The organism is Kitasatospora sp. NPDC053308 (genome assembly GCF_055585785.1).
Genome location: NZ_JBVJJY010000042.1, coordinates 1 through 23,934, shown reverse-complemented (window position 1 = coordinate 23,934; position 23,934 = coordinate 1). Strand labels below are relative to the sequence as shown.

Here is a 23,934-nt window from a genome sequence, read left to right as displayed (position 1 = left end):
TACGCGCTGGAGGGGGTGGAGGTGGTGAACAACCTCTACGGTCCGAGTGAGGACACCACGTACTCGACGTGGACGGTGACGGATCCGGGGGATGTGCGCACGCCGATCGGGGTGCCGGTGGACGGTACGGGCGCGTATGTGCTGGACGGCGGGTTGAGGCCGGTGCCGTTGGGCGCGGTGGGGGAGTTGTACTTGTCGGGGGCGGGTGTGACGCGCGGTTATCTGGGGCGTCCGGCTTTGACGGCGGAGCGTTTCCTGCCGGATCCGTTCTCGTCGGCGGGGGGCCGGCTGTACCGGACGGGGGATCTGGTGCGGTGGCGTGCGGACGGGAAGCTGGACTACCTGGGCCGGGCGGACGGGCAGGTGAAGGTCCGCGGCCACCGCGTGGAGCTGGGCGAGGTGGAGGAGGTGCTGCGCCGGCACGCCGGGGTGGAGGGCGCGTTGGTGGTGGCCCGGGAGGACGCTTCGGGTCTGCTGGGGCTGGTGGGGTATGTGGTGCCGGCCGGGGCGGGGAGGTTGGACCAGGCGGAGCTGGCCGCTCATGCCCGGGCGTGGCTGCCGCGGTTCATGGTCCCGTCCGTGTTCGTCGAGCTGCCCGCGTTCCCGCTGCTGCCCAACGGCAAGGTCGACCGCGGTGCGTTGCCGTCCGCCGATCCCAACCCGGCTGGGGGGAGCGGCCGTTCACCCCGGACACCGGCCGAGCGGCTGATCGCCGGCATCTGGTGCGAGCTGCTCGGCGTTCCCGAGGTCGGTGCCGAGGACGACTTCTTCGCCCTCGGCGGCCACTCCCTCCTCGCCACCCGGGTCGCGTCCAGGCTCTCCGCGCAGACCGGCACGGACGTCCCGCTCGACCTGATCTTCGAGCACTCCGTCCTCAAGGAACTCGCCCGCCGGCTGCCGGACCCGGCGGACTGGCAGGCCCCGGAGGCCATCCCGCGCGTGCGGCGCACCCTCGGCCGCCCCACCGGTTGACCTCCGGCCACCGTCCGGCACGTCACCGTCCGGCCTGTCACCGTCCGGCACACCACGCGGCAGGCCACCGTCCGAAGCGCCAGGGCACACCGGCCTCCTGGCCGCGGCCCGCTCCCGACGAAGCATGCCCCCGAACCATGCCCCGACGAGCCATCCCTCCGACGAGCCATCCCCCCGACGAACCATCCCCCGACGAACTGAACCCTGACGAACCACGAGCAGGAGACAACCGACGATGAAGCAGGAAAACCCGACCCTCGACACCCCCCAGGCGGTCGCCCTCGCCCCCGCATCCGCCCCCGCCTCCGCGAAGGCCTCGCCCGAGGCCGGCACCGGAGCCGAGTCCTCCTCCGAGTCCGCGTCCGAGGCGCTGACCGGCCCCCGCTCGCCCCAGGCGGCGATGCTGGGCTTCGGCGGCTTCCTGCTGGGCTCCCTCTCCCTCGCGTTCTACCTCAAGGACATCAGCATCCCGGCGAACTCGCTGGTGGCCTCCCTGCCGATCATGGTGTTCAGCAGCACCGTGATGCTGCTGATGGCCGCCGCCTGGTCGATGCGCCTGGGCGACGGGGTGTTCGCCGCGGTCTACGGGCTGTTCGGCACGTTCTGGCTCAGCTTCTCGGTGCTCAGCATCGCGCTGAACAACAACTGGATGGGCACCTTCGAGAACGTCGAACAGCGCCAGGCGACGGCCAACTTCGTCCTCGTCTGGGCCATCGTGATCGTCCTCCTGACGGTCACGACGCTGCACCTGCCGCGGGCGTACACCTTCCTCTTCATCGTCGTCTCGCTCACCCTGCTGGTGCTGTTCGGTGCGATCGAGCAGGCCATCGACCAGACGATCAACCACCCGCTCAAGCCCAGCGACCCGTGGCTCGTCTACGTCGGCATCGGGAGCATGTTCCTGTTCATCGCGCTCGGCATGTACATCTTCGCGAGCGCCATGCACAGCGCGACCGGCGCCAAGCGACTCCCGCTCGGCAAGCCGCTGCTCAAGTCCCGGTGACCCGATGACGGACTACCTGCCCGACGTCGCCACCGTGCCGTTCCCGATGGCCCGCCCGGAGGACCTCCCGGTTTCGGTGCCGGCGATCGCGGCGGCCCGCCCGGCCGCCCTGGCCGCCGTCGCCGCCCGGCTGGCGGCCCCGGCGCACCGCACGGGGGTGCCCCGCCTGCTCGGCGCCGCCCGGACGGCCCGTGCCGTGCTCGGACCGGTGCCGAGCACTCCGGTCGGCGACGACCCGCGCGAGTCGCGGCCCAACCGCGACAACGACCTGGCGTTCGGCATCGAACGCCACCACGGCGAGCCGCTCGCCCTCCTCGCCGCCGCGCTGCTGAACGCCCAACTCGGCGTCCTGGAGCTGGCCGACGAGCGGGGCACCGGCCTCGACGCGCCCGACTGGGCCGATCTGCTCGACGGCTTCGACGTCGTGCACGGCTGGCTGGCCGAGCCGACCCTCCTCCCGCCGGTGCTCGACGCGCCCGGAGCCGACCGCCCCGGGGAGCCGGCGCCGCTCGACGGCCTGCGGCGCTGGGTGCGCGGACACCACGTGTTCATGGTGTTCGCCCAGGGCGCCACCATGGCCCTGGGCAGCCTGCGGGCCGCGGCGGACGCCGGGGACGAGGAGCTCGCGGCCACCGCGGCCGCCGTCGCCACCCGCGTGATGCGGGCCTGCCGGGCCGCCCTGCGCTTCGCCGGGGACGCCACGGCGGACCAGTACCGGGCCGAGATCCGGCCCACCCTGATGCCGCCGGTCGCACCCCCGCAGATGAGCGGGCTGCGCTGGCGCGACCACGAGGCCCTGGTGGCCGAGCTCACGGAGTCCCGGGCCGCGTGGTCCTGGTTGGCGGCCCGCCGCCCGGAGGCCCTGGCGGACTTCCGGACGGCGCTGGACGCCACGTACGACGCGCACAAGGGCGTGTGCGGGCACTTCGTGGGGCGGCAGTCACCGAGCCTCCTGGCGACGAGCCGCTCGCACCGCCCCGCGGTGGGCGTCATCGAGCAGTTCCACCGCATCCGGGCCGGCTCCCTCCCGGACGTCCCGGGCGCGTGACCCGCCGGCCCGCACCCACCCCAACGACCGACCCGATCCCAGACCACGGCCCAAGGCCCCACCTCCGAAAGGCGGCGTACCCATGACCACCACCGCTCCCAACCCGCACGGCACGAGCACCGCTCCCGGCTCCGCGCCCGTCCCGGCGCTGGACATGGACGGACTGTCCCGGATCCTCTTCGGGCACGCGGCCTTCCAGTACCTGAACGCCGCCTGCGAACTCGGTCTGCCCGAGCTCCTCGCCGAGAAGGGCGAGCTCACCCGTGAGCAGGTCCGGGACAGCCTGGGCCTCCAGGACCGCGCCGTCGAGATCCTGCTCCTCGGCTGCACCTCCCTCGGCATCGTCGTCAAGGAGAACGGCCGCTACCACCTCGCCCGGGTCGTGCGGGACCTCATGGACGAGGGCGACTGGCAGCGCTTCAAGGACACCGTCGCGTTCGAGCAGTACGTCGTCTACGAGGGCCAGCTGGACTTCACCGACTCGCTGCGCGAGAACCGCAACGTCGGGCTGCGCCGGGTGCGCGGCTCGGGCCGGGACCTGTACCACCGGCTGGCCGAGAACCCGCACCTCGAGCAGGTCTTCTACCGCTACATGCGGTCGTGGTCGGAGCTCGCGAACAAGCACCTCGTGCAGGAGCTCGACCTGTCCGGGCGCAGGCACCTGCTGGACTGCGGCGGTGGCGACGCGGTCAACGCCATCGCGCTGGCCAAGGCCAACCCGGACCTCAAGGTCACGGTCTTCGAGATCCCGGCCTCCGGCACCATCGCGGAGAAGAAGATCGCCCAGGCGGGCGTGAGCGACCAGGTCTCGGTCATCACCGGCGACATGTTCGCCGATCCGCTCCCCACCGGCTGCGACGTGATCATGTTCGCCCACCAGCTGGTCATCTGGACGCTGGAGGAGAACACCGAACTGCTGCGCCGCGCGTACGCGGCGCTGCCGGAGGGCGGCCAGCTGGTGGTGTTCAACTCGATGTCCAACGACGAGGGGGACGGCCCGGTCGTCGCCGCGCTGGACAGCGTGTACTTCGCCGCGCTGCCGGCCGAGGGCGGGATGATCTACTCCTGGGCGCAGCACGAGAAGTGCCTCCGCGACGCCGGTTTCAGCACCGTCAAGCGGATCCCGATCCCGGGCTGGACCCCGCACGGCGTCATCGTGGCGACCAAGTAGCGGTCGCCGCCCGCGCATTGCGGACCCGACGGGGCCGCCACCCGGTGGCGGCCCCGCCCCGGCCGAGCCCTGGGACCCCCGGCCGAGCCCTGGGACCCCGTCCTGGCCGGGCCTTCGGCCCCAGCCCCGGCCGTGTCCCCGGCCGCATCCGGATCCGCCCACCCGCCGACGACCCGACTCCCCTCCCCCTGAACGAGGTGACGGCATGCTCCACCCCGAGACGCACGACCACGCCACCCGCATGCGCATGCTGCTCTACGGCCAGCTCGTGTCGAGGGCGATCTGCACCGCCGTGCGGATCGGCGTCCCCGAGGCGCTCGCCGCGCGGCCCCGCTCCGCCCAGCGGCTGGCCGCCGAACTCGGCGCCCACCCAGTGGCGTTGGAGCGCCTGCTGCGCGCACTGGTGACGTTCGGCGTGTTCACGGAGGAGGCCGACGGGACCTTCGCGGTGACGCCCTTCGGCAGCACGCTCCTGCCGCAGACGCCCGGGACGGCTCACCCGACCGCGCTGCTGCTCGCGGGCGAGGTCGGCCGGACCTGGACGGACCTCGAACACACCGTCCGGACCGGGAAGTCGGCGTTCCACCGGCACTTCGGCCGCGACCTCTTCGCGTACCTGGAGCAGCAGCCGGACCGCCGCGAGGTGTTCGACCGCTCGCAGGAGGCCGGCCTGCGCCTGGAGCTCGACGAGGTGTTCGACGCCGTCGGCTTCGACCGCTTCCCGTGGATCGTCGACGTGGGCGGCGGCAACGGCCACCTGCTGTGCGAGCTCCTCCACCGCACGCCGGGGAGCACCGGTACCGTCCTGGACCTGCCGGGGACGGTCCCGCTCGCGGAGAAGCGCATCGCCGAGGAGGGACTCACCCGCCGCTGCACGGCCGTGGTCGGGGACTTCTTCGCGCACGTCCCGCCGGGCGCCGACCTGTACGTCCTCAGTCACGTCCTGCACGACTGGGGCCGCGACCGCGCCGCGGACATCCTGCGCACCTGCGCCGCCGCGATGCCCGCGCACGGCCGCCTGATGGTGATCGACCTGGTGACGGACGCCGGTGGTGAGGACGGGGAGGCCCCGCACCGGCTGCCCTCCGTCATGGACGTCTACATGCTCTCCCTCTTCGGCGCCGCGGGAGGGCGCGAGCGCACCCGGGCCGAATTCGCCGCACTGCTCGCCGACGCCGGCTTGGAGAGCGAGGAGACGAAGGTCCTGCCGAGCGGCATGGCGGTGATCACGGCCCGTCGGAAGGAGCGGTAGCCGCAGTTGGAGCCGGGCATCCCGTGAAAGAGCTTTCGAAAGAGGACAGTTGCGGTACTTACTAGCGTCAAGTTGAATATCATCTACGCGGGCTTCCGGGCCGGCCGGTGGCACAGTCCCAGCCGGCGGAATGCCGCGATCGAGTCGTGTCCCCCTTCCCTTCTGCCGTCATGAGCCGAGGAGTCGCACAGATGTCTGGATTGAGCCGCCGGGGATTACTCACCAGTGCCGCATTCGCCGGGGCCGGCCTGGTGGCGGCGGACGTCGTCGCCGGCGCCCGGCCCGCGGCCGCGACGGAGGCGTGCGCGCCGCCGTTCGGTGCCGTCACCGTGCAGCCCGGGGACACGCGGTACGACGGCTTCCTGCACGCCCACAACACCCGGTTCAGCGGCCGGCCCGACCAGGTGACCATCGCGACCACCCGCGACCACGTGATGGAAGCGCTCGGCCGGGCCGTCGCGGCCGGCCGCCGGGTCGCCGTCCGCTCCGGGGGCCACTGCCTGGAGAACTTCACGGCGACGCCCGACATCAGGGAACTCATCGACCTCTCGCAGCTGTCCGACGTCTGCTACGACGAGTCGCGCAGGGCCTTCGCGGTCGGGCCCGGGGTGCTCGTGGCGCAGACGCAGCATAGGCTCTTCAAGGGGTGGGGCGTGCACCTGCCCTCTGCCGGCTGCTCGGAGGTGGGCCTCGGCGGGCACATCCTCGGCGGCGGCTACAACTTCTACTCGCGCATCCACGGCATAGCCGTCGACCACCTCTACGCCGTCGAGGTGGTCGTGGTGGGCGCCGACGGACAGCCCCGGACGGTCGTGGCGACGCGCGAGGCCAACGACCCGAACCGGGACCTCTGGTGGGCGCACACCGGCGGCGGGGGCGGCAACTTCGGTGTCGTCACCCGGTACTGGCTGCGCACGCCGAACGTGAACTCGCTCGATCCCGGCAAGCTCCTGCCCCGGGCCGGCAACCAGCGGGCCCGCACGGTGCAGTGGTCCTGGGACTCCTTGTCGCAGCAGGCCTTCACCACGCTCATCCGCAACTACTGCCAGTGGTTCGAGCGCAACAGCGCACCCGGGGCGAAGGAGGTCCAGGTCTGGGCCTCGCTCTCGGCCTCGCACCGGGCGGCCGGCGTGATCAGCCTGCTGACCGGCGTCGAGGACACCGTCGAGGGCGGCGAGGCCATGCTCGACGGGCTGATCGCGGACATCACCGCGGGCACCGGTCTCAAGATCGCGTCGGAGCAGAGGTACCCGCTGCCCTGGCTCGACCGGGACAACTGGTACTGGGGTGCCTCCGGGCGCCAGAAGGACAAGACCGCTGACCTGCGCAGGAGTTACACCGACGAGCAGATCGCGACGATCTACCGCTACCTGACGGACGACTCCCTCGGCAACCCGGGCGCGCAGGTGAACCTCGCCGCCCTCGGCGGGAAGATCAACACCGTCGCCCCGGACGCGACCGCCTACCCGCACCGGGACTCGATCCTGCGCGCCTACTTCACCCCCGGCGTGTGGCGGACACCGGACCAGGACGCCCCGCACGTGGCCTGGGTGCGCAAGCTCTACCGGGACGTCTACGCCAGGACCGGCGGTGTCCCGGTGCCCGATGCCGTCAACGCCGGCGCGTACATCAACTACGCGGACTCCGATCTCGCCGACCCGGAGTGGAACACCTCCGGCACGCCCTGGAGCACGCTCTACTACGGAGCGAACTACCCGCGCCTGCAGCGGATCAAGAAGGCGTACGACCCGCGCAACGTGTTCCGCCACGCCCTGTCGATCCGACCCGCCTGAGACGGAGACCACGATGGCCACGCAGACGAACCGCATCGACGGTGTCGCGAGTTTCTACGAAGGCCTCGGGCAGGTCCTCACGGCCGTCTGGGGGGAGAACCTGCACTACGGCTACTGGGAGGACGACACCGACACCGCCACCGTCGAGGTCGCCACGGCCCGCCTGACCGACCTGATGATCACCCTGCTCGACCCGGCCGCCGGCGCCGAGGTGCTCGACATCGGCTGCGGCGTGGGCAAGCCCGCCCTCCAGCTCGTCGCCGCCAGGGAGGTGCGCGTCACCGGCATCGACATCAGCGACGTCGAGGTGGAGAAGGCCGTCGGGCGCGCCGTGCGGGAGGGCCGCACGGAGGCGGCCGGGTTCCGGCGCGCCGACGTGACGGAACTGCCCTTCGGCGACGGCTCGTTCGACGGCGCGTGGGCGATCGAGTCGCTGCTCCACGTGCCGGACCGGCGCCGCGCGCTCGCCGAGACGGCCAGGGTGCTGCGACCGGGCGCCCGGCTGGTGATCGCCGACACCGTCGAACGCCCGCCGATGACTCCCGAGGGCCGCAAGGTGCTCGACGAGATCCGCGCCGCCTACCACGTGAGCCCGTACGCCACCGCGGCCGAGTACTCGGAACTGCTGGCGGTCAACGGGTTCGTCGACATCGAGGTCCGCGACATCAGCGACAAGGTGGTCCGGACCGGGACCATCATGGCCGACGCCGTCGAGGCCCGGCGCGACGAACTGGCCCGGATCGAGGGCCGGGAACCGGTCGACCAGTACATCGACCTGATGCGCCGGGCGGCGGCCAGCCCCGACATCGGGTACCTGGTGATCGCCGCGACGCGCGGCCCGGCGGCCGGCTCCTGACCCGGTCCCGCAGCGGCGGCGGCCGCCCGGCACCCGTCCTCACGGAGGGCGCCGGGCGGCCGCGGGCGTGCTCGTTACCGGTAGCCGGTGGTGTCCGCCGGCTTGCCGGCCTCCTGGACCTCGACCATGTACCGCCAGCAGTCCGGACGCGAGCCGTCGAGGTCGGTGAAGCCGTACTCCCGGGCGAGCTGGCCGCTGGACAGCGACTGGCCGTTCCAGCGCGCGACGTCATCGTCCCCGGCCAGCGCGGCGACCGCGCGTCCGACGTACGCCGTGCTCTCCGAAATGCCGAAGTGCGGCTCCACGGCCAGCGCGTCGCGCCAGGTGTCCTCGGTGACGCCGAAGGTTTCGAGCATCATCTCCGACCGCATCCAGCCCGGCGTCAGCGCGACCGCGGTACCGCCGTGCGGCTTCAGTTCGTGCGCGAGCGCGAACGCCATGCGCAGCACGCTGTTCTTGACCAGATCGTAGAAGAACGAGTTGCGGTAGTGCTCCTGGTTGTAGGCCAGCGTCCCGTCCGTCATCTCGATCACCAGCCCGCCCGGCCGGCGCACGAGCAGCGGCAGCAGGAAGTGGCTGGTGATCGCGTGGGTCTCCACGCCCAGGCGCATCAGCCGCAGGCCGTTGTCGAGATCCCCCTCCCACACCGTCTTGTCGAAGGTGAACAGCTTCTCCCCGCCCCAGACGTCGTTGACCAGGACGTCGAGCCGCCCCTGCTCGGCATCGATGCGCTCGGCCAGCGCGCGGACCTGCTCGGGCACCAGGTGGTCGGTGGGCACCGCGATGCCCGTGCCGCCCGCCGCGGTGACGAGCTCGGCGGTCTCCTCGATCGTCTCGGCGCGCTGGTACTCCGACTGCTGCTGCCGGGTGGTGCGGCCGGTGACGTACACCGTCGCGCCCGCCGCACCGAGTTGGACGGCGATGCCGCGCCCGGCGCCCCGGGTCGCCCCCGCGACCAGTGCGATCTTTCCGTGGAGGTTCGGTGCCGATGTGTCGGTTCCCATGGACTTCCCTGTCTGTCTGGCTGTCTGCCTGTCCGAACGATCCGGTCCGCGCCCTCGTCGACACCGGACCAATGACCCCACGATCATTCCAAAAGACGACCCCTTGTGCCGTACTTTTCACGGCTTTTACCGGCAGATGGCACGATCCCGTCGGCCGGTCAGCCTCTCCGGCCGCCAAGGGAGTTGGCATGCGGTACGAAGTGAATAGGCTCTTCCCATGACTTCCGCTTCGACATCCCCGTCCCCCGTGAAGCGTGCCGGAATGCGCGAGTGGACGGCCCTCGGCGTCCTCGCCTTACCGGCGCTGCTCATCACGCTCGACAACACCGTGCTCCACCTGGCGGTGCCGCACCTGAGCGCGGACATCCACCCCAGCGGACTCCAGCTGCTGTGGATCGTCGACATCTACAGCTTCCTGATAGCCGGCCTGCTGATCATCGCCGGCACGCTGGGCGACCGCGTCGGACGCCGCCGCCTGCTCCTCCTCGGCGCGGCCGGCTTCGGCGCCGCGTCGCTGCTCACGGCGTTCTCCCGCAACACCGAGATGCTGATCCTCAGCCGCGCGTTGCTCGGCATCGCGGGGGCGACCCTCATGCCGTCGTCGATGTCGCTGATCCGCAACATGTTCTTCGACGCCAAGCAGCGCTCCCTCGCCTTCAGCATCTGGATCGCCTGCTTCCTGGTGGGCGGCGCGATCGGCCCGCTGGTCGGCGGCGTGCTGCTGGAGCACTTCTGGTGGGGCTCGGTCTTCCTCCTGGGCGTCCCCGCGATGGTCCTGCTGCTGCTCGTCGGACCGGTGCTGCTGCCCGAGTACCGGGACCCGAACCCGGGCCGGATCGACCTCGCGAGCGTCGGCCTGTTGATCCTCGCCCTGCTGACCACCGTCTTCGGCCTCAAGAAGCTGGCCGCCGACGGCCTCGCGCCGCTGTCCCTCGGGGCCCTCCTGCTGGGCCTCACCGCCGGGGCCGTGTTCGCCGTCCGACAGCGCCGGTTGAGCCACCCGTTGATCGAACCGAAGCTGTTCCGCGAGCGCAGGTTCTCCGCCTCCCTGACCACGATGGGGATCGCGCTGTTCGTGATGTCGGGCTCGCAGTTGTTCGTCGCGCAGTACCTGCAGATGGTCGTGGGGCTCTCCCCGATGAAGGCGGGGCTGTCCTCCCTGCCCGCCAGCGTCGGCGGCGTGGTCGGCTCGCTGCTCGCGCCGCTCGCACTGACCCGGATGCGCTCCGCGTACGTGATGACGGTCGGACTCGCGATCGCGCTGGTCGGCTTCGGCGTGCTGACGCAGGTCACCGCCGACAGCGGGCTGCCGACCGTCATGGTCGCGCTCGCCCTGCTCAACTTCGGTGTGGCGCCCACCATCGCGCTCGGCACCGACATGATGATCGCCTCCGCGCCGCCGGAGCGGGCCGGCGCGGTCTCGGCCGTCTCCGAGACCCTCCAGGAGATCGGCCTCGGCACGGGCATCGCGATCCTCGGCAGCATCGGCACGGCGGTCTACCGCACGCAGGTCGCCGACGGACTCGCCACCGAGGGGCTGTCCCCGGAGTCGGAGTCCGCCATCCGCGACACCATCGGTTCCGCCGTCGCCGAGGTCTCCCGCCTGCCGCAGGAGATCGGCAACGAGGCCCTGGACACCGCCCGGGAGTCCTTCACCCACGCGCTCCAGTACGTGAGCACCATCTGCACGGCGCTCACCGCCGTGGCCGTCCTCATGGCGCTCCTCCTGCTCCGCTCGGTCCCCTCCGGCGGCGGGGGCGCCGACGACACCCCCGCCCCGGCCCTGGACGTGGCCGATCCGCAGAACGCGTGAACCCCGGCACGTGGGCCCCGGAGCGCGTGGACCCCGGCACGTGAACCCCGGAGCGCGGGTTCCCCGGCACGCGAACCCCGGAACGCGCGACCCCCGGCACGCGTGAACCCGGACGAACGAGCCGCCCGGCACGTGGCGCACCCCACGTGCCGGGCGGCGGGCACACCGACGCCGGATGGCGCCGTCAGCGCACGACGTCGAGGTAGCTCATCATCCCGAGGTCCTCGTGGGCCGCGATGTGGCAGTGGAACATCCACTTGCCCGGGTAGTCGGCGAACGGGATCCGGATCACGATCCGCCCGGGCACCCCGCCGGACGAGGCCGGCACCGTCGCGGTGTCCTCGCGGTGCGTGTAGGGCTGCGCCACTCCGTTGACGGACACCACCTGGAAGGCGTTGGTGTGCAGGTGGAAGGGGTGGTTCTCCTCGGTGTGGTTGACGATCGTCCACTCCTCGACGGTGCCGAGCCGGGCCGGGGTGTCGAAGACGGAGCTGTCCGCCGCGAACTTCCTTCCGTTGATGAGGAAGTAGAAGGAGTCGCCCTCCTGGGCCTCGGAGAGGTCGACCGTCCGGCTGGTGGCGACACCCGCTGTGGCCAGGTCGGCCGGGGCGGTGGGAATCGCGCCGGAGACGTCCGGCTGGCGGGTGACGGCCCGCCCGTCGACCTTGACCGCGGCCAACTGCGTGTCCGGGTAGGTGTCGCCCTGCGGGCCGTTGCTGTACGTCGTCGTGCGCAGCACGGTCTGGCCGGGGCTCGCGCCGGCGGTGACGAGGACGTCGAAGCGCTTGCCCGGCGGGAGCACGAGGGCGTCGCGGCTGCTCACCCGGGCGACCGGGATGCCGTCCTCGCCGACGACGGTGAACCGCTGCCCGTCGAGGCGGAGTCGGTAGGTGATGTCGGCCCCGGCGTTGACCAGCCGCCACAGCTGCGTCTCGTTCGGCCGCATCGCGAGCGTGGGCCGCAGCTGCCCGTTGACGAGCCGCACGGTGGGGTTGGACGGGCTGATCGTGTTCTGCACGATGCGCCCGGAGGGGTCGAGCTGGGCGTCCTTGAGGACGAAGGTGTGCGCGGTGGCGTCGCGCAGGCCGGCCGGCAGCAGGGTGCGGTTGTCGCCGACGACCATGGCGCCGGAGAGGCCGGCGAAGATCTGGTTCTGGGTCTGGCCGGGGCTGAAGGCCATGTCGGCCATGTTGTGGCCGCCGCCCGCGGAGCACACGGTGCCCATGGCGTGGCTGTGGTACCAGAAGGTGCCCTGCGGGTGGTCGGCCGGGATCACGAGCCGGTAGGTGATGGCGGCTCCGGGGGAGACGCAGCTGAAGGAGTTGTCGGAGTCGTCGGTCGGCGAGACGTGCATGCCGTGGAAGTGCAGGTTGGTGGCGACCGGCAGCCGGTTGACGAGCCGGACGGTGACGGTCGACCCGGGCGAGACCCTGAGCGTGGGGCCGACCACCGTGCCGCCGCTGTAGGCCTGGCCGGACACCTGGCGCCCGGACACGTCGAAGCGGCTCAGGCCGGCCTCCAGCGTCACGGTGAGGTTCCGGTCGTCCCCGGTCGCGTCCGCCGTCGCGGGATCGCGGAACGGCTCGCCCGCCCGCATCCCCTTCTCCTGCTCGGCGGTCGTCGGGGGCGTGGGCGGCGCGTCCGACGGCGGGGCCGCGATCGCCCGGGTGCCGAGCACCGCGGCCGATAACAGCACGGCGCCGGCGGTGAGGGCGTGGATGAGGCGCCTGGTGCGACGGATCTGCTGCCGCTGGGAATCGCCAGTCGCTCCGGTAGCGTTGGGCATCGACTCTCCGTATCCGTATCGTTCGTATGAACGGTTCGTGGTGAGCCCCAGCCTCACCGATCGATCAGGACTGGACAAGATCTGACGGGCTGTTGGCCAGTCCTTTACCGGAGAGCGGTCGGTTTCGGTCAATTCCCGGATTCCGGCCCGAGGGAATTCTCGTCGGACCACCGCGCGGCGGCTGCGGCCGGGGACGCCGGTCGCCTCCCTCGGCGGCGGAGCCCGCCGCCGAGGCGTCTCCCGTACGGCGATCGACCCCCGGGGGCGTCGCTGCGCCGCCGGCGAGGGCCGTACGCTACGCCGGAGTCCGTCGAGACCCCTGGAGAAACCCCGTGCCCGCAGCGCGCCGACTCCTCCGCGACCCCGCCGCGTGGTACGCGGTCCTGCTGGCCGCGGGGGTGACGGTCACGCACGCGCTTCCCGTCCACGACGCGGAGCGGCTGCGCGCGTGGGTCTCGACGTGCCTCGCCAACCTGCGGCCCTGGCCGGCCGGGCACCCGGTCGAGGCCCTGGTGGCCTCCGCGTTCGTGCCCCAGGGCGACGGCTGGGCGTGGCCGCTGCTCGCGCTGTCGGGGCTCACCGCGGTGGCGGTCCTCGGCCGGTTGCGCGCGGTGCTGGTGCTCGCGCTGGCCCACGTGGGTGCGACGGCCGTGACGGAGGCGATGGTCTGGTGGCGCATCCGGCACGGCGCCCTGCTGCCCGGTGCCGCGTACGAGGTGGACACCGGGCCGTCGTTCGTCGTGGTCGCGGCGATGGTCATCGCGACGGGGTGCGCCCGGGCGGTGTGGTGGCGGGCGGCGTGGTCGGCCCTGCTGGCGGCGTCGGCGCCCGAGCTGCTCGACGGACTGCCCGACGGCGACGTGGCCGCCGTCGGGCACGTCCTGGCCGCGCTCACCGGCCTCGCGGTCGTCCTCGTCGACCACGCTTCCCCGAGGTCAGGAGGACAGCAGGTCGCGCATGCGGGTCCGTTCGGCCCGGGAGACGGCGGCGGGGCGTCCGGCCGTCATACCGCCGTCGATCGCCAGATCCTGCCCGGTGACCAGGCGGCTGGCATCGCCGGCGAGCCACAGCACGGCCGCGGCGATGTCGTCGGCGCGGACGGTGCCGGGGAGCGGTTGGCTGGAGTCCAGCAGTGGCTTGAACGCTTCCGCCACGGACGCGGCCGTGGCGTCAGCGGCCGAGGCCTCGGTTCCTGAACCCTTGGCGAAGATGCCCGTCGGCACGAAACCGGGGGACACGCTGTTCACGCGGACCCCGTGCTCACCCAGGTCCACGGCCGCGCACCGGGTGAGGTGGAGGGCCGCGGCCTTGGCGGTCGAGTAGTCCAGGCCGGACCATCCGGCGATCTTCCCCGCCAGGCTGGCCACGTTGATGATGCTTCCCGAGCGCTGGGCCACCATCTGCCGGCCGGCGTGCTTGATGCCGTGCATGACGCCCGTGACGTGGACCGCCAGCGTCCGGGTGAACACGGCCGAGTCGAAGTCGGCCACCGACGCCATGTTCCCCGGCCCGCCCGCGTTGTTGACCATGACGTCGAGCCGCCCGTAGCGCTCGACGGCGTGGCCGACCAGCGCCTCGACGTCCGCCTCGACCGACACGTCGCAGCGCACGAAGGTCGCCGACTCGCCCAGCGCCTCGGACCGTTGGTGTCCTTCCTGTTCGCGGCGGCCCGCGAGGACGACGTATGCGCCCTCGGCGGCGAACACCTCCGCGATTCGGGCTCCGATGCCGCTTGTCGCCCCGGTGACGATGGCGACCTTGCGGTGCAGACTCTTCACAGTGAACTCCGGTGTCGGGTCCGAGGCGCATGCGGCCAGGACCGGGTACGGCACATGGTGATCATCATCATTGGTCATCCGGGACCTGTGAACAAGTCAGTCGTCCAGCGGACGGGATCGCGTGCGGCCGGCCGGCCCGGACCGGCCCGGCGTGGGCCGGCGTTCGACGGCCGGGTGACCGCCTACGCCCTGTCCGTCGGTCGCGACACCTGGTGACGTGCGGATGCCCCCGGGCCGGCCGTCGTTCGGGATCCCGTGACCGCCTCCCGAACCGTCAGTCCCGGAGTGCCGGGTTCCGGTCCGTTGGCCGTGGTCACGGTGGGAGGACGGGGACCGCAGTGGCCGCGGTGGCACCGATGCACACCACGGCCGACCGATACCGACCCGTCCGAGCCGGCAGCCAGGACGACAGGGGCGGTTCGGGCGAACAGGGGGTGACCCCGACCGACGGCGGTGACCTCGCCGCGGGGGCGGTGCGTCGGCGTCGGGTCGTCAGGATCCGGCCGGCGCCCCCACCGGTCCGGTCGGCGCAGCAGAACTCCTCCACGGGTTGGGCCACGGCTCGGCAAGGGGGTCCACGGCGGTCTGGTCGTCCGTACGACCTGGCACGAGCCCGCCTGCGCGGCCCGGGCCCGGTGCTGACCGGCCCGCCCGGCTGGGGCGGACGGGCCGGCCGCCCCTGATCAGGACCTGGCCGCCTTGCGGGCGGCTCTGCGGCGGGCCACGAACACGCCGATCAGGACGCCGACGAAGATCGTGACGGTCAGCACGACCCAGAGCGGCATGGTGACGTCGGTGACCCACAGGGTGATGGTCACCGAGGCGGTGTTGACCGCGATGAACCAGACGGCCAGGACGGCGAGGACGGCCATGGCGATGGTGCGCAACCGGACCTCGCGGCCCTTGACCGTGAGGCGCGACGGATCGTGCTGCGTGCGGGCGTTCTGCGTCATGACTCCAGTATCGGGCGATTCACCCGATTCATGCCCGGGGTGCCGGCCCCGGCCCCGGCCGCGACCGGTCCCGGACCGCCGCTCCGGGGAGCCCACGACCCCTTCGGTGGTGCCGCCGCGGTCGCCTGGGAGAAGGTGAACCACGTGGCTCTCCCGTGCACGGACGGGCGCAGGCCCCACGCGTCGGCGAGGGCGTCGACGAGGAGCGGGCCCCGCCCGGATTTCGACGGGCCCGGCCGCCGACCGGGCCCGTCCGGGTCGGTCAGTTCACCCGCAGGCTGGCGAGGGAGTAGCCGTCGGGGGTGGCGCGGTGGATGCCCTGCATCCGTACGTAGCGGGCGTCGGTCGGGGTGAAGGTGAGCGTGTCGGTGCCGGCGGCGGTGCGGCCGCGCTGCCCGGCGACGGTCCGCCAGGTGGTTCCGTCGATGGAGACCTGCAGGTCGTAGTCCTGCGCGTAGCCGGCCGTCGCCCAGACGAGCGAGGCCGCGCCGACGGTCTGCACGGCGCCGAGGTCGACCGCGAGCCACTCGGCGTCGGTGGGCCGGCTCGCCCAGCGGGTGGCACCGTCGTTGTCGAAGGCCTGGTCCGGGGTGAGGGCGGCCGACTCGCTGGACGAGGCGGTGGCGGGGCGGCCGGCCGCCAGATCGGCCGCGCCCCGGACGTCGAGGCTGGCGAGGGAGTAGCCGTCGGGGGTGCCGCGGTGGATGCCCTGCATCCGTACGTAGCGGGCGTCGGTCGGGGCGAAGGTGAGCGTGTCGGTGCCGGCGGCGGTGCGGCCGCGTTGGCGGGCGACGGTCGTCCAGGTGGTTCCGTCGATGGAGACCTGCAGGTCGTAGTCCCGTGCGTAGCCGTCGGCCTCCCACCCGAGGGTGGCGGAGGCGATCCGGCGCACGGCGGAGAGGTCGACGGTGAGCCACTGGTCGTCGCCGCGCTCGCTGGTCCAGCCGGTGTCGCCGAGTCCATCGGTGGCGTTGGACGGCTGCCACCGGGGCCCCAGGTTGGAGGACGCGGTGGTGGGGCGGCCCAGGGCGAGGTCGGAGGCGACGTCGTTGGAGCCGAGGGTGTTGGGCAGGTAGGCGGTGCCCGGCCCCTGGCCGACGGCGCGGACGGTGTGCTGGAACGCCCGGTAGTCGGTGCCCGCGCGCGTGCCGGACCACATCTTCTGGGCGAGGGCCGGCAGGCTCTTCTGGATCAGCCCGTGCACCTGGAACTCCGTGTAGTCCTCGTGCACCAGGTCGTTCCAGACCCCCGGCATCGCGCCGAGCAGGTGCGGGTCCTGCCGGTCCAGACTCTGGTCCTCGGAGAACACGTTCGGTTCCCAGTCGTCGAAGATCGCCCTGCCGTCGAGGCCCTCGCCGTGGTAGTAGCCCGCGAACGGCACGACGTACAGGAGGTCGTCGTTGGAGTTGATGATGTCCGGGTAGCCGTCGGCGATGGCGTGCTTGGGGCTGTACCAGTCGTTGTTCCAGGCGTCGAGGATGACGTCCTTGTCGTAGCCCGCGCCTCCGCCGGAGATCATGCCCTGGCTGCCCCACATGGTGACCTGCTTGCCCAGGCTCCGGACGTGGGGGGCGATGGAGTTGACGTACGTCCTGAACTCGATCGAGGGGCCGGTGTACTCGTCGGCGCCGATGCTGACGCTCCGGCCCCGGAACCAGGGGGTGAACTCGGCGTAGACGGACTTCATGAACTCGGTGGCGGCCGGGTTGGAGAGGTCGAGTTCGTCGGACTCGCCGCCGTTGGTGCCGAGGTCCGGCCTGAACTTGGTGAAGGCCCGGGCGTGCGACGGCGCGTCGATCTCCGGGACGATGGTCACACCGGCCGCGGCCGCGGTCTCCTCGAAGGAGTCCCAGTCCGCCTTCGTGTAGGAGCCGTCCTTGGCCGCCAGCCCGGCGAACGCGGGATTGTCGCTCCGCAGGCGGAACGCCGCCTGCGCACCCGACCAGTCCGTCACACCCATCTCATTGTCGTTCAGGTGGAGTTGGAGGGTGTTGAGCTTCAGGTAGCCCATCCACCGGATGTACGAGCGGATGAACTCGGGGGTGAAGTAGCGCCGGGCGATGTCGAGCATCAGCCCGCGCAGGGCGTAGTTCGGGTAGTCCACGACGGACCCGACCGGGACGCTGCGGTGGTCCGCGGACCCGGCGATCATCTGCTGGAGCGTCCGGACACCGTTGAGGACGCCCTGGTGCCCCGCTCCCGTGATGACGATCCGCCCGCCGTTTGCGTCGATCCGGTAGGCCTCCGCCTTCAGTCGGGGCCGGACCGCCCCGAAGTCGGCGGTCGCGTCGACCCTCAGCACGATGTCGCCTGCCCTGCCCGCGCCCTCGGAAGCCGTGAACCGGCCCTTCGTCACCTCGGTCAGTCCGTCGGCGGCCTGGGCGGACAGGCGCCGCAGTTCGACGGAGGATCCGACGGGGGTGACGAAGCGGCCCTGGTCGCCCAGCACCACCCGCCCGGTGCCGCCGGTCCACTGCTGGACAGCCGGGACGACGGCGGGTGCGGCGTTCGTCGGGCCTGGATCCTCGGCGGCGGACGCCGAGGGGGCGAGGAGCGACGGCGCGGCGAGCACCAGCGCGCAGACCGCTTTTCCGGCAGGGGGAACGGCTCTTGGTGTCACGGGGTGACCTCCGGGGGTGGGGAGGCATGCACGCGGGGGCGCGGGCACGGCGACGGCGGCAGCACGGGTGGCGACGCTCGGTCCCGTGCCGCTGCTGCCCACGGCGCGGACACGGGGGATCGCGCGGTGCGGCCGCGCGCGGCCCCGGCCTTCGAACGGGGAGATCCGGCCTCGCGGTGAGCGGTACGGCAGAGTCGCCCGGAGAGGACTGGACCATGCGTGGCCCCCCCCGCAGCGCAAAACAGATTTAATCAGACCGGATCGGACACGCTGCCGCGCACACGTGCGACACGCCAGGAGGGGTGACACCGCGTGCTCACCAGGCCTCCTGACGGCGCATCACCGTAACGGGCGGGGAGGGCAGGGGCGCCACCGCCCGATCGGCCGGACCGGGCCCGGTGCGCGCCGCCCCGCCCTGCGCGACCCCCCGTCCGCATGCCAACGCCCCGCACGGAGGCCGGCCAGGTCGCCTACTGGCAGGGGGAGCACGACCGGCTGCTGCCGGGGTTCGAGCGGCTGCAGCGGCAGTACCTCGCCGAGAAGGACGTGCCGACCGCCCGGAACCACGCCCTGGAACTGAAGACTCCGCGCGAGTCCGACGGCCGGGCTCGTTCGAGCCGCAACCGGCCCGCGCACCAGCGGCTCGCGCGAGTGGGACACCACGTGCCTTCGGATCAGCGGCCCCGGCGATCTCGACGACGACGGGCTGGAGCGCTACCGGAGCCTGGGGAACCGGGCGACCTCACCGGGAACCGGCCTCTGAAGGACCCCAGCCACGGCGGGCGACTCGGCAGGCGGCTCCTGCTCGTCCCAGGACGGCTGCTGACCATGTGCGCGCAGGTCGCGGTAGGTTGGGCGCCGGACGGCAAGGCCCCACCGCGGGAGCTTCGGGTGCGCCTTGAGGTTCTGTCCTGGGGGGCATGGGCTAGGTGGGGGAAATGCGTTACCGGATTCTCGGTTCATTCGAGGTGAGTTCTGGCGACCGGCAGATCGTGGTGGGGCGCCCGCGGCGACTGGCGTTGCTCGGCTACCTGCTGCTGAACGCCAACCAGTTCGTGACCACCGGACAGGTCGTGGATGCGCTCTGGGGCGAGCGGGCGCCGACGAGTGCTCGCGGTCAGGTGCACACCGCGCTGTCGGAGCTGCGCAAGGTCCTGGGAGCCCATGGCGGCGATCCGTTGAGTTCGCGCGGCGGCTCCTACCGGTTGACGGTCGAGGAGTCCGCATTCGATGTGGCGGTGTTTCGGAGTCTCGCCGATCAGGCCCGTCGCCGGTTCGATGCCGCTGATCCGCGGGCGGCGGCGCGGCTGATGCGTCATGGGCTGGCATTGTGGCGAGGCGAGGCCCTGACCGGGGTCGAGGCGGTTTACGCCGAGCCGGTGCGGGTGCAGCTGGAGGAGGAGCGGTTCGCCGCTTACGAGTTCCTCGCCGACGCGGACCTGGCTCTCGGGCGGCATCACCGGCTGGTGCCCGAGCTGACCGCGCTCTTGGACTCCTTCCCCACGCGGGAGGGCGTGGCTGAGCGGCTGATGCTGGCGCTTCATCGCAGCGATCGGTCGGGCGACGCACTCGCGGTGTTCGACCGGGTGCGCCTCCGACTGGCTGACGAGCTCGGCATCGACCCCGGGGAGGGCCTGCGCACGCTGCAGAAACGGATTCTGAATGCCGACCGGGAGCTGAAGCGACCGCTCCGTGCCTGTTCGGACCTCTCCACGGGCGATGCCGGCCCGGCTCAACGGGACGCACCCGGGCACCTCACTGCAGTGTCCACCACCGTCCCCGCTCAGCTTCCCGGCGCGCTGACCGACTTCACCGGCCGGCAGGCCGAGCTGGAGGCGCTGACCGATTTGCTGGAGAGCCCGTCGGCGGACGGGTCCCCTCGGGTGGCGGTGGTCTCGGGCATGGGAGGCATCGGCAAGACCACCCTCGCCGTGCAAGCTGCCCACCATATGAAGCACCACTTCCCGGACGGTCAGCTCTACGCGGACCTGAGAGGCTTCGGGGCCGGCCCCGCACGTGATCCGCACGACCTGCTCGCCGCCTTCCTGACCGCGCTGACCCAGTCGACCCAGCCGCTGCCCGAGCAGACCGACGACCGCGCCGCCCTGTTGCGCACGATGCTCGCCGAGCGCAGGGTGCTCCTGGTGCTCGACAATGCGCGGGACAGCGCACAAGTGCTGCCGCTGCTGCCGGGAAGCGGTGCCTGCGCCGTGATCGTGACCACCCGCAACACCCTCGGTGACGTGCCCGGAAGCGTTCGGATGTCCCTGACCCCGCTCGATGTCGAGGAGCAGCGGTCCCTCCTTTCCCGGCTCTGCGGCTCAGAGCGCATCCGGCAGGACCCGGACGGCGCGATGCGCCTGCTGGCTGCCTGCGCGGGCCTGCCGCTGGCGCTGCGGATCACCGGTGCGCGGCTCTCCTCCCGCCCGGCCTGGACCCTGGGCACCTTGGCCGAGCGCATGAACGACAGCCAGGGGCGTCTGCGGGCCCTGTCCGTGGGGCACCTGGCCGTCAATTCGACCTTCGCCACCAGCTACCTCGCGATCCGCGACAGTCTCGTCGACATCGAGCGCGACGCCGCGCGCGCCTTCCGACTGCTGGGACTGTGGTCCGGCCACACACTGGGGGTCGACGCCGCAGCCGCGCTGCTGGACCGTCCGACCGGCCACACCGCCGACCTGCTCGAACTGCTGACAGACCTCCACCTGCTGCAGTCACCCGAACCCCTGCGGTACCGCTTCCACGACCTCCTGGGTGAATTCGCCGCGCAACGGGTCCTGGAGGAGGAACCGGCCGCAGCCCGCGACGCGGCCGGCCTACGGCTGGCCGTCTGGTACGCGCTCACGCTGGAGGCAGCCGGGACGGCCATCGACCCCCATGGCGCGCCGCGCCTGGCCGAGTCTCCCGCCGCACCGGTACCCGCCTTCGCCGACCCCCAGCACGCCCTGGACTGGTGCCGGCAGGAACTGCCCGTCATCAAGGAGGTGATCCAGCGGGCTGCGGACTCCTCCCGACCTGATCTCACCTGGCGGCTTGCGGTCTGGCTCATGGGGTATGCGCACACCTTCTGGTGGACCGGCGAGTGGGACGGCTGCCTGAACCTCGCCCTGGAGTCCGCCCGGGAGCACGACGACCAGCTCGGCCAGGCATGGACGCTGCGCAGGCTCGGCACGTCCCACGGCATGGCCTACCGCACCAGCGAGGCGATCGAGGCCCTCGAAGGCGCCATCTCCGTCTTCGCGGACCAGGACGACGACGTCTGCAAGGCCACTCTCCTCGGGAACCTTTCCATGGCCCTGGGCCAGCAGGGCCGTCACGAGCAGGCCCTGGCCTGTGCACAGGAGGCCTGGAGGCTCCACCAGGAAAGCGGGGAGGAGGAGGGCGGGATCGGGGTCCGCTCGGCCTTGGCTATGGCGTACGCGAACACCGAGGAGTTCGAGGTCGCGCACACGCACTACCGTGCGGTCCTCGAAGTCTGCCGGACCCGTGGCAACCTGACGCATCTCGCCGTCGCACTGGCCAACCTCGGAGACTGCCTGCGCGGCCTCGGCCGGCAGGAGGAAGCCTTCGGCGCGCTCGACGAGTCCCTGGCGCTCCGCCGACACCTCGGGGACATGAGCGGCATCGCCGACTGCCTGATCATCACCGGCCGGACCCATGCCCACTTCGGCCAGCTCCCACAGGCTCGCACCTGCTTCGAGCACGCGGCCGGGATCGCCAGAGACCACGACATCCCCGCCATGCTCCAGCAGAGCCTCGACGGCCTCGAACGGCTCCACCACATCCGACACTGAACGCGCCCGCGCCGCCCCGGGGCCCCCGACGGCGCGGGCGGCCCCTCGCGGCGTTCTTCCGCCGCGTATCCGCCGGCAGAGGCGGCAGACGGGCCCTGGTCGCCGTCATGCACAAGCTCGCCATCGCGATCCGGCACGTCCTTCGCGACGAGACGCCCTACCGCGACCTCGGTGCCGACCACTTCGCCAAGCGCGATCCCGAACGCGCCATGCGCCGCATGACCAGGGAAGCCAGCAGCCCCAGCAGCCTCGGACCAACCGTCCGCTTCGAACCGATCCCTACCATCTGACCTGCACGTTTCACTCGATCTTCGGGTCAGCCCCGACCCATCGTCTGAAACCGCCTCACATCCGGCGAGCGATGGTGCCTCCAGCGAGCCCAGCCGGCCTGCCACGGCGAATGTGAGTCCACGGCGGGCCGCGGCGGCGGCCATCTGCGACGAGCAGGACGAGGACAGCGCGCATGGGACCCTTCCGGGCGGCGTGGCGGAGACGTGGGTCCGGCGGCGCCGGCGAAGAGACGTGAGAAGCGGCACGGGAACCGCGAGGAGCGCGCGAGGAGAAGGCGAGAAGCGCGCGAGGAGACGTCAGGAAGAGCGCCCCGTCAGGATGGAGCGCATGCCGGGCACCACCGGCTGGAAATCCGCCGAACCAGCGGAAGCACATCGCACATCCATCGAAGCCGAGAAAGCCTGACAAGAGAGCGCGATGTCTCTCCACTGAGACGGCGCACCGGGCTGCCCAAGCCGGGCCGATTCCAGGGGCGGAGTCCCTCCCCAGCACGTGCACCGTCGCCCGCGGCCTCAGCACCGCCTGCGCCGGCTGACACGGCCCGGAAACGGGCGGGCCGGTTCACCAGCCATTCAGCCGGTCGCTCGTCTTCTCCACCGATCTCAACCCTCCGAGGAATTCTCCCGTGTCCATTCGCATTGCCAAGATCACGCGCATCGCGCTCGCCGCCGCTCTCGCCCTGGGCGGCGCGGTCGGCACCGCCGTCGTCTCCCAGCCCGCGGCCCACGCGGCCACCAGCAACTCGGTGATCGGCGGTCAGATCACCCGCTCGGAGGTGATCGCCCGGGCACAGTCCTGGCTGGGGCAGGACATTCCCTACGACCAGTCCGGCTACTACCCGGACCCGCAGGGCAGGACCTACCGGACCGACTGCTCCGGCTACGTCTCGATGGCATGGCATCTCGGGACCAGCGCCGACACCATGTCGCTGGCAGACGCGTACACCAACACGATCTCCCGCAGTGACCTGAGGCCCGGCGACATCCTGAACAGCTACTTCCACCACGTGATCCTGTTCGAGAAGTGGGACGACGCAGCCCACACCACCTTCTCCTACTACTCGTTCGGCTCCACGCCGGTCAAGCACGTCACCGGTGTCTCGATCGACGCCGCGTTCTTCGACAGCCACCCCAACAGCGAGTACGTCGCGCTCCGCTACAAGAACATCGTCGACGACCCGACCCCGGTCGTTCCGGCGCGGGTGTCGCCGGTGTCGGTGGATGCTGCCGGTTCTCATGTCGCGTTCGTCGACAGCAGTGGCAGTGTCGTGAACGACTGGGTGAGCAACGGTGGCTGGCAGGGTCCGGTGGGGATCGGTGGTCAGGCCCGTACCGATTCGCCGGTGGTCCTCAATGCCAAGGCCGACCACGCGTTCTTCGTCGACACCTACGGCAACGTCGCGAACGACTGGGTGAGCAATGGTGTCTGGCACGGCCCGTCCGGCACCGGCGGCCGGGCCCGGGCCGGCTCGCCGATCGTCACCAACGCCGCGGGCACCCTGGTCGTGTTCATCGACACCAACGGCAACGTGGTCAACGACTGGGCCGACGCCAACGGCTGGCACGGACCGGCGCCGATCGGTGGTCAGGCCCGTGCGGACTCGCCGCTGGCCATCAACGCCAACGGCGACCACGTGTTCTTCGTCGACACCTACGGCAGTGTCGCGAACGACTGGGTGAGCAATGGTGTCTGGCAGGGCCCGTCGGGCACCGGCGGTCAGGCCCGTGCGGGCTCCGGTCTCGCCACGAACGCCGGCGGGAACCTGGTCGCGTTCGTCGACAACGGTGGCAGCGTCGTGAA

At 71.8% G+C, this 23,934-nt stretch carries 16 protein-coding genes and 1 pseudogene; 12 read left to right on the top strand and 5 right to left on the bottom strand.

The genetic code is table 11. The features are described from left to right. From ACZ6Y7_RS37695 to ACZ6Y7_RS37665, 7 genes are all read left to right on the top strand, one after another. Positions 1–972: non-ribosomal peptide synthetase (locus tag ACZ6Y7_RS37695; protein WP_465762497.1), on the top strand; the 972-nt coding region annotated here is incomplete at its 5' end. Between the two features lie 235 nt (positions 973–1,207). Then, positions 1,208–1,975, top strand: coding sequence for a GPR1/FUN34/YaaH family transporter (locus ACZ6Y7_RS37690; RefSeq protein WP_465762496.1), 768 nt, complete (start codon positions 1,208–1,210; stop codon positions 1,973–1,975). 4 nt (positions 1,976–1,979) lie between these two features. Beyond that, positions 1,980–3,023 (top strand): hypothetical protein, encoded by a 1,044-nt coding sequence (locus ACZ6Y7_RS37685; RefSeq protein ID WP_465762495.1) that lies wholly within the window; start codon positions 1,980–1,982, stop codon positions 3,021–3,023. Between the two features lie 82 nt (positions 3,024–3,105). Continuing rightward, positions 3,106–4,194: a methyltransferase gene (locus tag ACZ6Y7_RS37680; RefSeq protein ID WP_465762494.1), complete on the top strand. Its 1,089-nt coding sequence runs from the start codon at positions 3,106–3,108 to the stop codon at positions 4,192–4,194. Between the two features lie 205 nt (positions 4,195–4,399). Further along, complete coding sequence (locus ACZ6Y7_RS37675; protein WP_465762493.1) at positions 4,400–5,446, top strand: methyltransferase; 1,047 nt, start codon at positions 4,400–4,402, stop codon at positions 5,444–5,446. A gap of 191 nt (positions 5,447–5,637) precedes the next feature. Further along, positions 5,638–7,239, top strand: a complete 1,602-nt coding sequence (locus tag ACZ6Y7_RS37670) for an FAD-binding oxidoreductase (RefSeq protein ID WP_465762492.1) — start codon at positions 5,638–5,640, stop codon at positions 7,237–7,239. A 13-nt stretch (positions 7,240–7,252) separates the two neighbouring features. Then, positions 7,253–8,095, top strand: coding sequence for a methyltransferase domain-containing protein (locus ACZ6Y7_RS37665; protein ID WP_465762491.1), 843 nt, complete (start codon positions 7,253–7,255; stop codon positions 8,093–8,095). Positions 8,096–8,169: 74 nt separating this feature from the next. On the opposite strand, the gene ACZ6Y7_RS37660 is transcribed toward ACZ6Y7_RS37665, so the two are convergent. After that, entirely contained in the window at positions 8,170–9,099 is a 930-nt protein-coding gene (locus ACZ6Y7_RS37660; RefSeq protein ID WP_465762490.1) for an SDR family oxidoreductase, read from the bottom strand. A gap of 262 nt (positions 9,100–9,361) precedes the next feature. Between ACZ6Y7_RS37660 and ACZ6Y7_RS37655 the strand changes: the two genes are divergently transcribed. Next, a complete protein-coding gene (locus tag ACZ6Y7_RS37655; protein WP_465762489.1) occupies positions 9,362–10,912 on the top strand; it encodes an MFS transporter in 1,551 nt (516 codons plus the stop codon). Between the two features lie 184 nt (positions 10,913–11,096). Here the strand turns inward: ACZ6Y7_RS37655 and ACZ6Y7_RS37650 are convergent, their stop codons facing one another. After that, positions 11,097–12,698, bottom strand: a complete 1,602-nt coding sequence (locus ACZ6Y7_RS37650) for a multicopper oxidase family protein (RefSeq protein ID WP_465762488.1) — start codon at positions 12,696–12,698, stop codon at positions 11,097–11,099. A 332-nt stretch (positions 12,699–13,030) separates the two neighbouring features. On the opposite strand from ACZ6Y7_RS37650, the pseudogene ACZ6Y7_RS37645 reads away from it, so the two are divergent. Next, positions 13,031–13,594 (top strand): annotated as a pseudogene (locus ACZ6Y7_RS37645) (rhomboid-like protein); the annotation flags it as partial. 39 nt (positions 13,595–13,633) lie between these two features. Here ACZ6Y7_RS37645 and ACZ6Y7_RS37640 read toward each other — a convergent pair. The 3 genes from ACZ6Y7_RS37640 to ACZ6Y7_RS37630 all read right to left on the bottom strand — a co-directional run bounded on the left by ACZ6Y7_RS37640 (position 13,634) and on the right by ACZ6Y7_RS37630 (position 18,049). Next, positions 13,634–14,476, bottom strand: coding sequence for an SDR family NAD(P)-dependent oxidoreductase (locus ACZ6Y7_RS37640; RefSeq protein WP_465762487.1), 843 nt, complete (start codon positions 14,474–14,476; stop codon positions 13,634–13,636). Positions 14,477–15,159: 683 nt separating this feature from the next. Continuing rightward, positions 15,160–15,429 carry a lipopolysaccharide assembly protein LapA domain-containing protein gene (locus ACZ6Y7_RS37635; RefSeq protein ID WP_465762486.1) on the bottom strand — a complete coding sequence of 90 codons (270 nt, stop codon included), beginning with the start codon at positions 15,427–15,429 and terminating at the stop codon, positions 15,160–15,162. Positions 15,430–15,691: 262 nt separating this feature from the next. Further along, positions 15,692–18,049: a discoidin domain-containing protein gene (locus ACZ6Y7_RS37630; RefSeq protein ID WP_465762485.1), complete on the bottom strand. Its 2,358-nt coding sequence runs from the start codon at positions 18,047–18,049 to the stop codon at positions 15,692–15,694. Between the two features lie 938 nt (positions 18,050–18,987). Here ACZ6Y7_RS37630 and ACZ6Y7_RS37625 point away from each other — a divergent pair. The 3 genes from ACZ6Y7_RS37625 to ACZ6Y7_RS37615 all read left to right on the top strand — a co-directional run. Continuing rightward, a complete protein-coding gene (locus ACZ6Y7_RS37625) occupies positions 18,988–21,843 on the top strand; it encodes an AfsR/SARP family transcriptional regulator (protein WP_465762484.1) in 2,856 nt (951 codons plus the stop codon). Between the two features lie 107 nt (positions 21,844–21,950). Then, positions 21,951–22,133 (top strand): hypothetical protein, encoded by a 183-nt coding sequence (locus ACZ6Y7_RS37620; RefSeq protein ID WP_465762483.1) that lies wholly within the window; start codon positions 21,951–21,953, stop codon positions 22,131–22,133. Positions 22,134–22,759: 626 nt separating this feature from the next. Further along, a partial coding sequence (locus ACZ6Y7_RS37615) for a PLL family lectin (RefSeq protein ID WP_465762482.1) occupies positions 22,760–23,934 on the top strand: 1,175 nt, incomplete at its 3' end.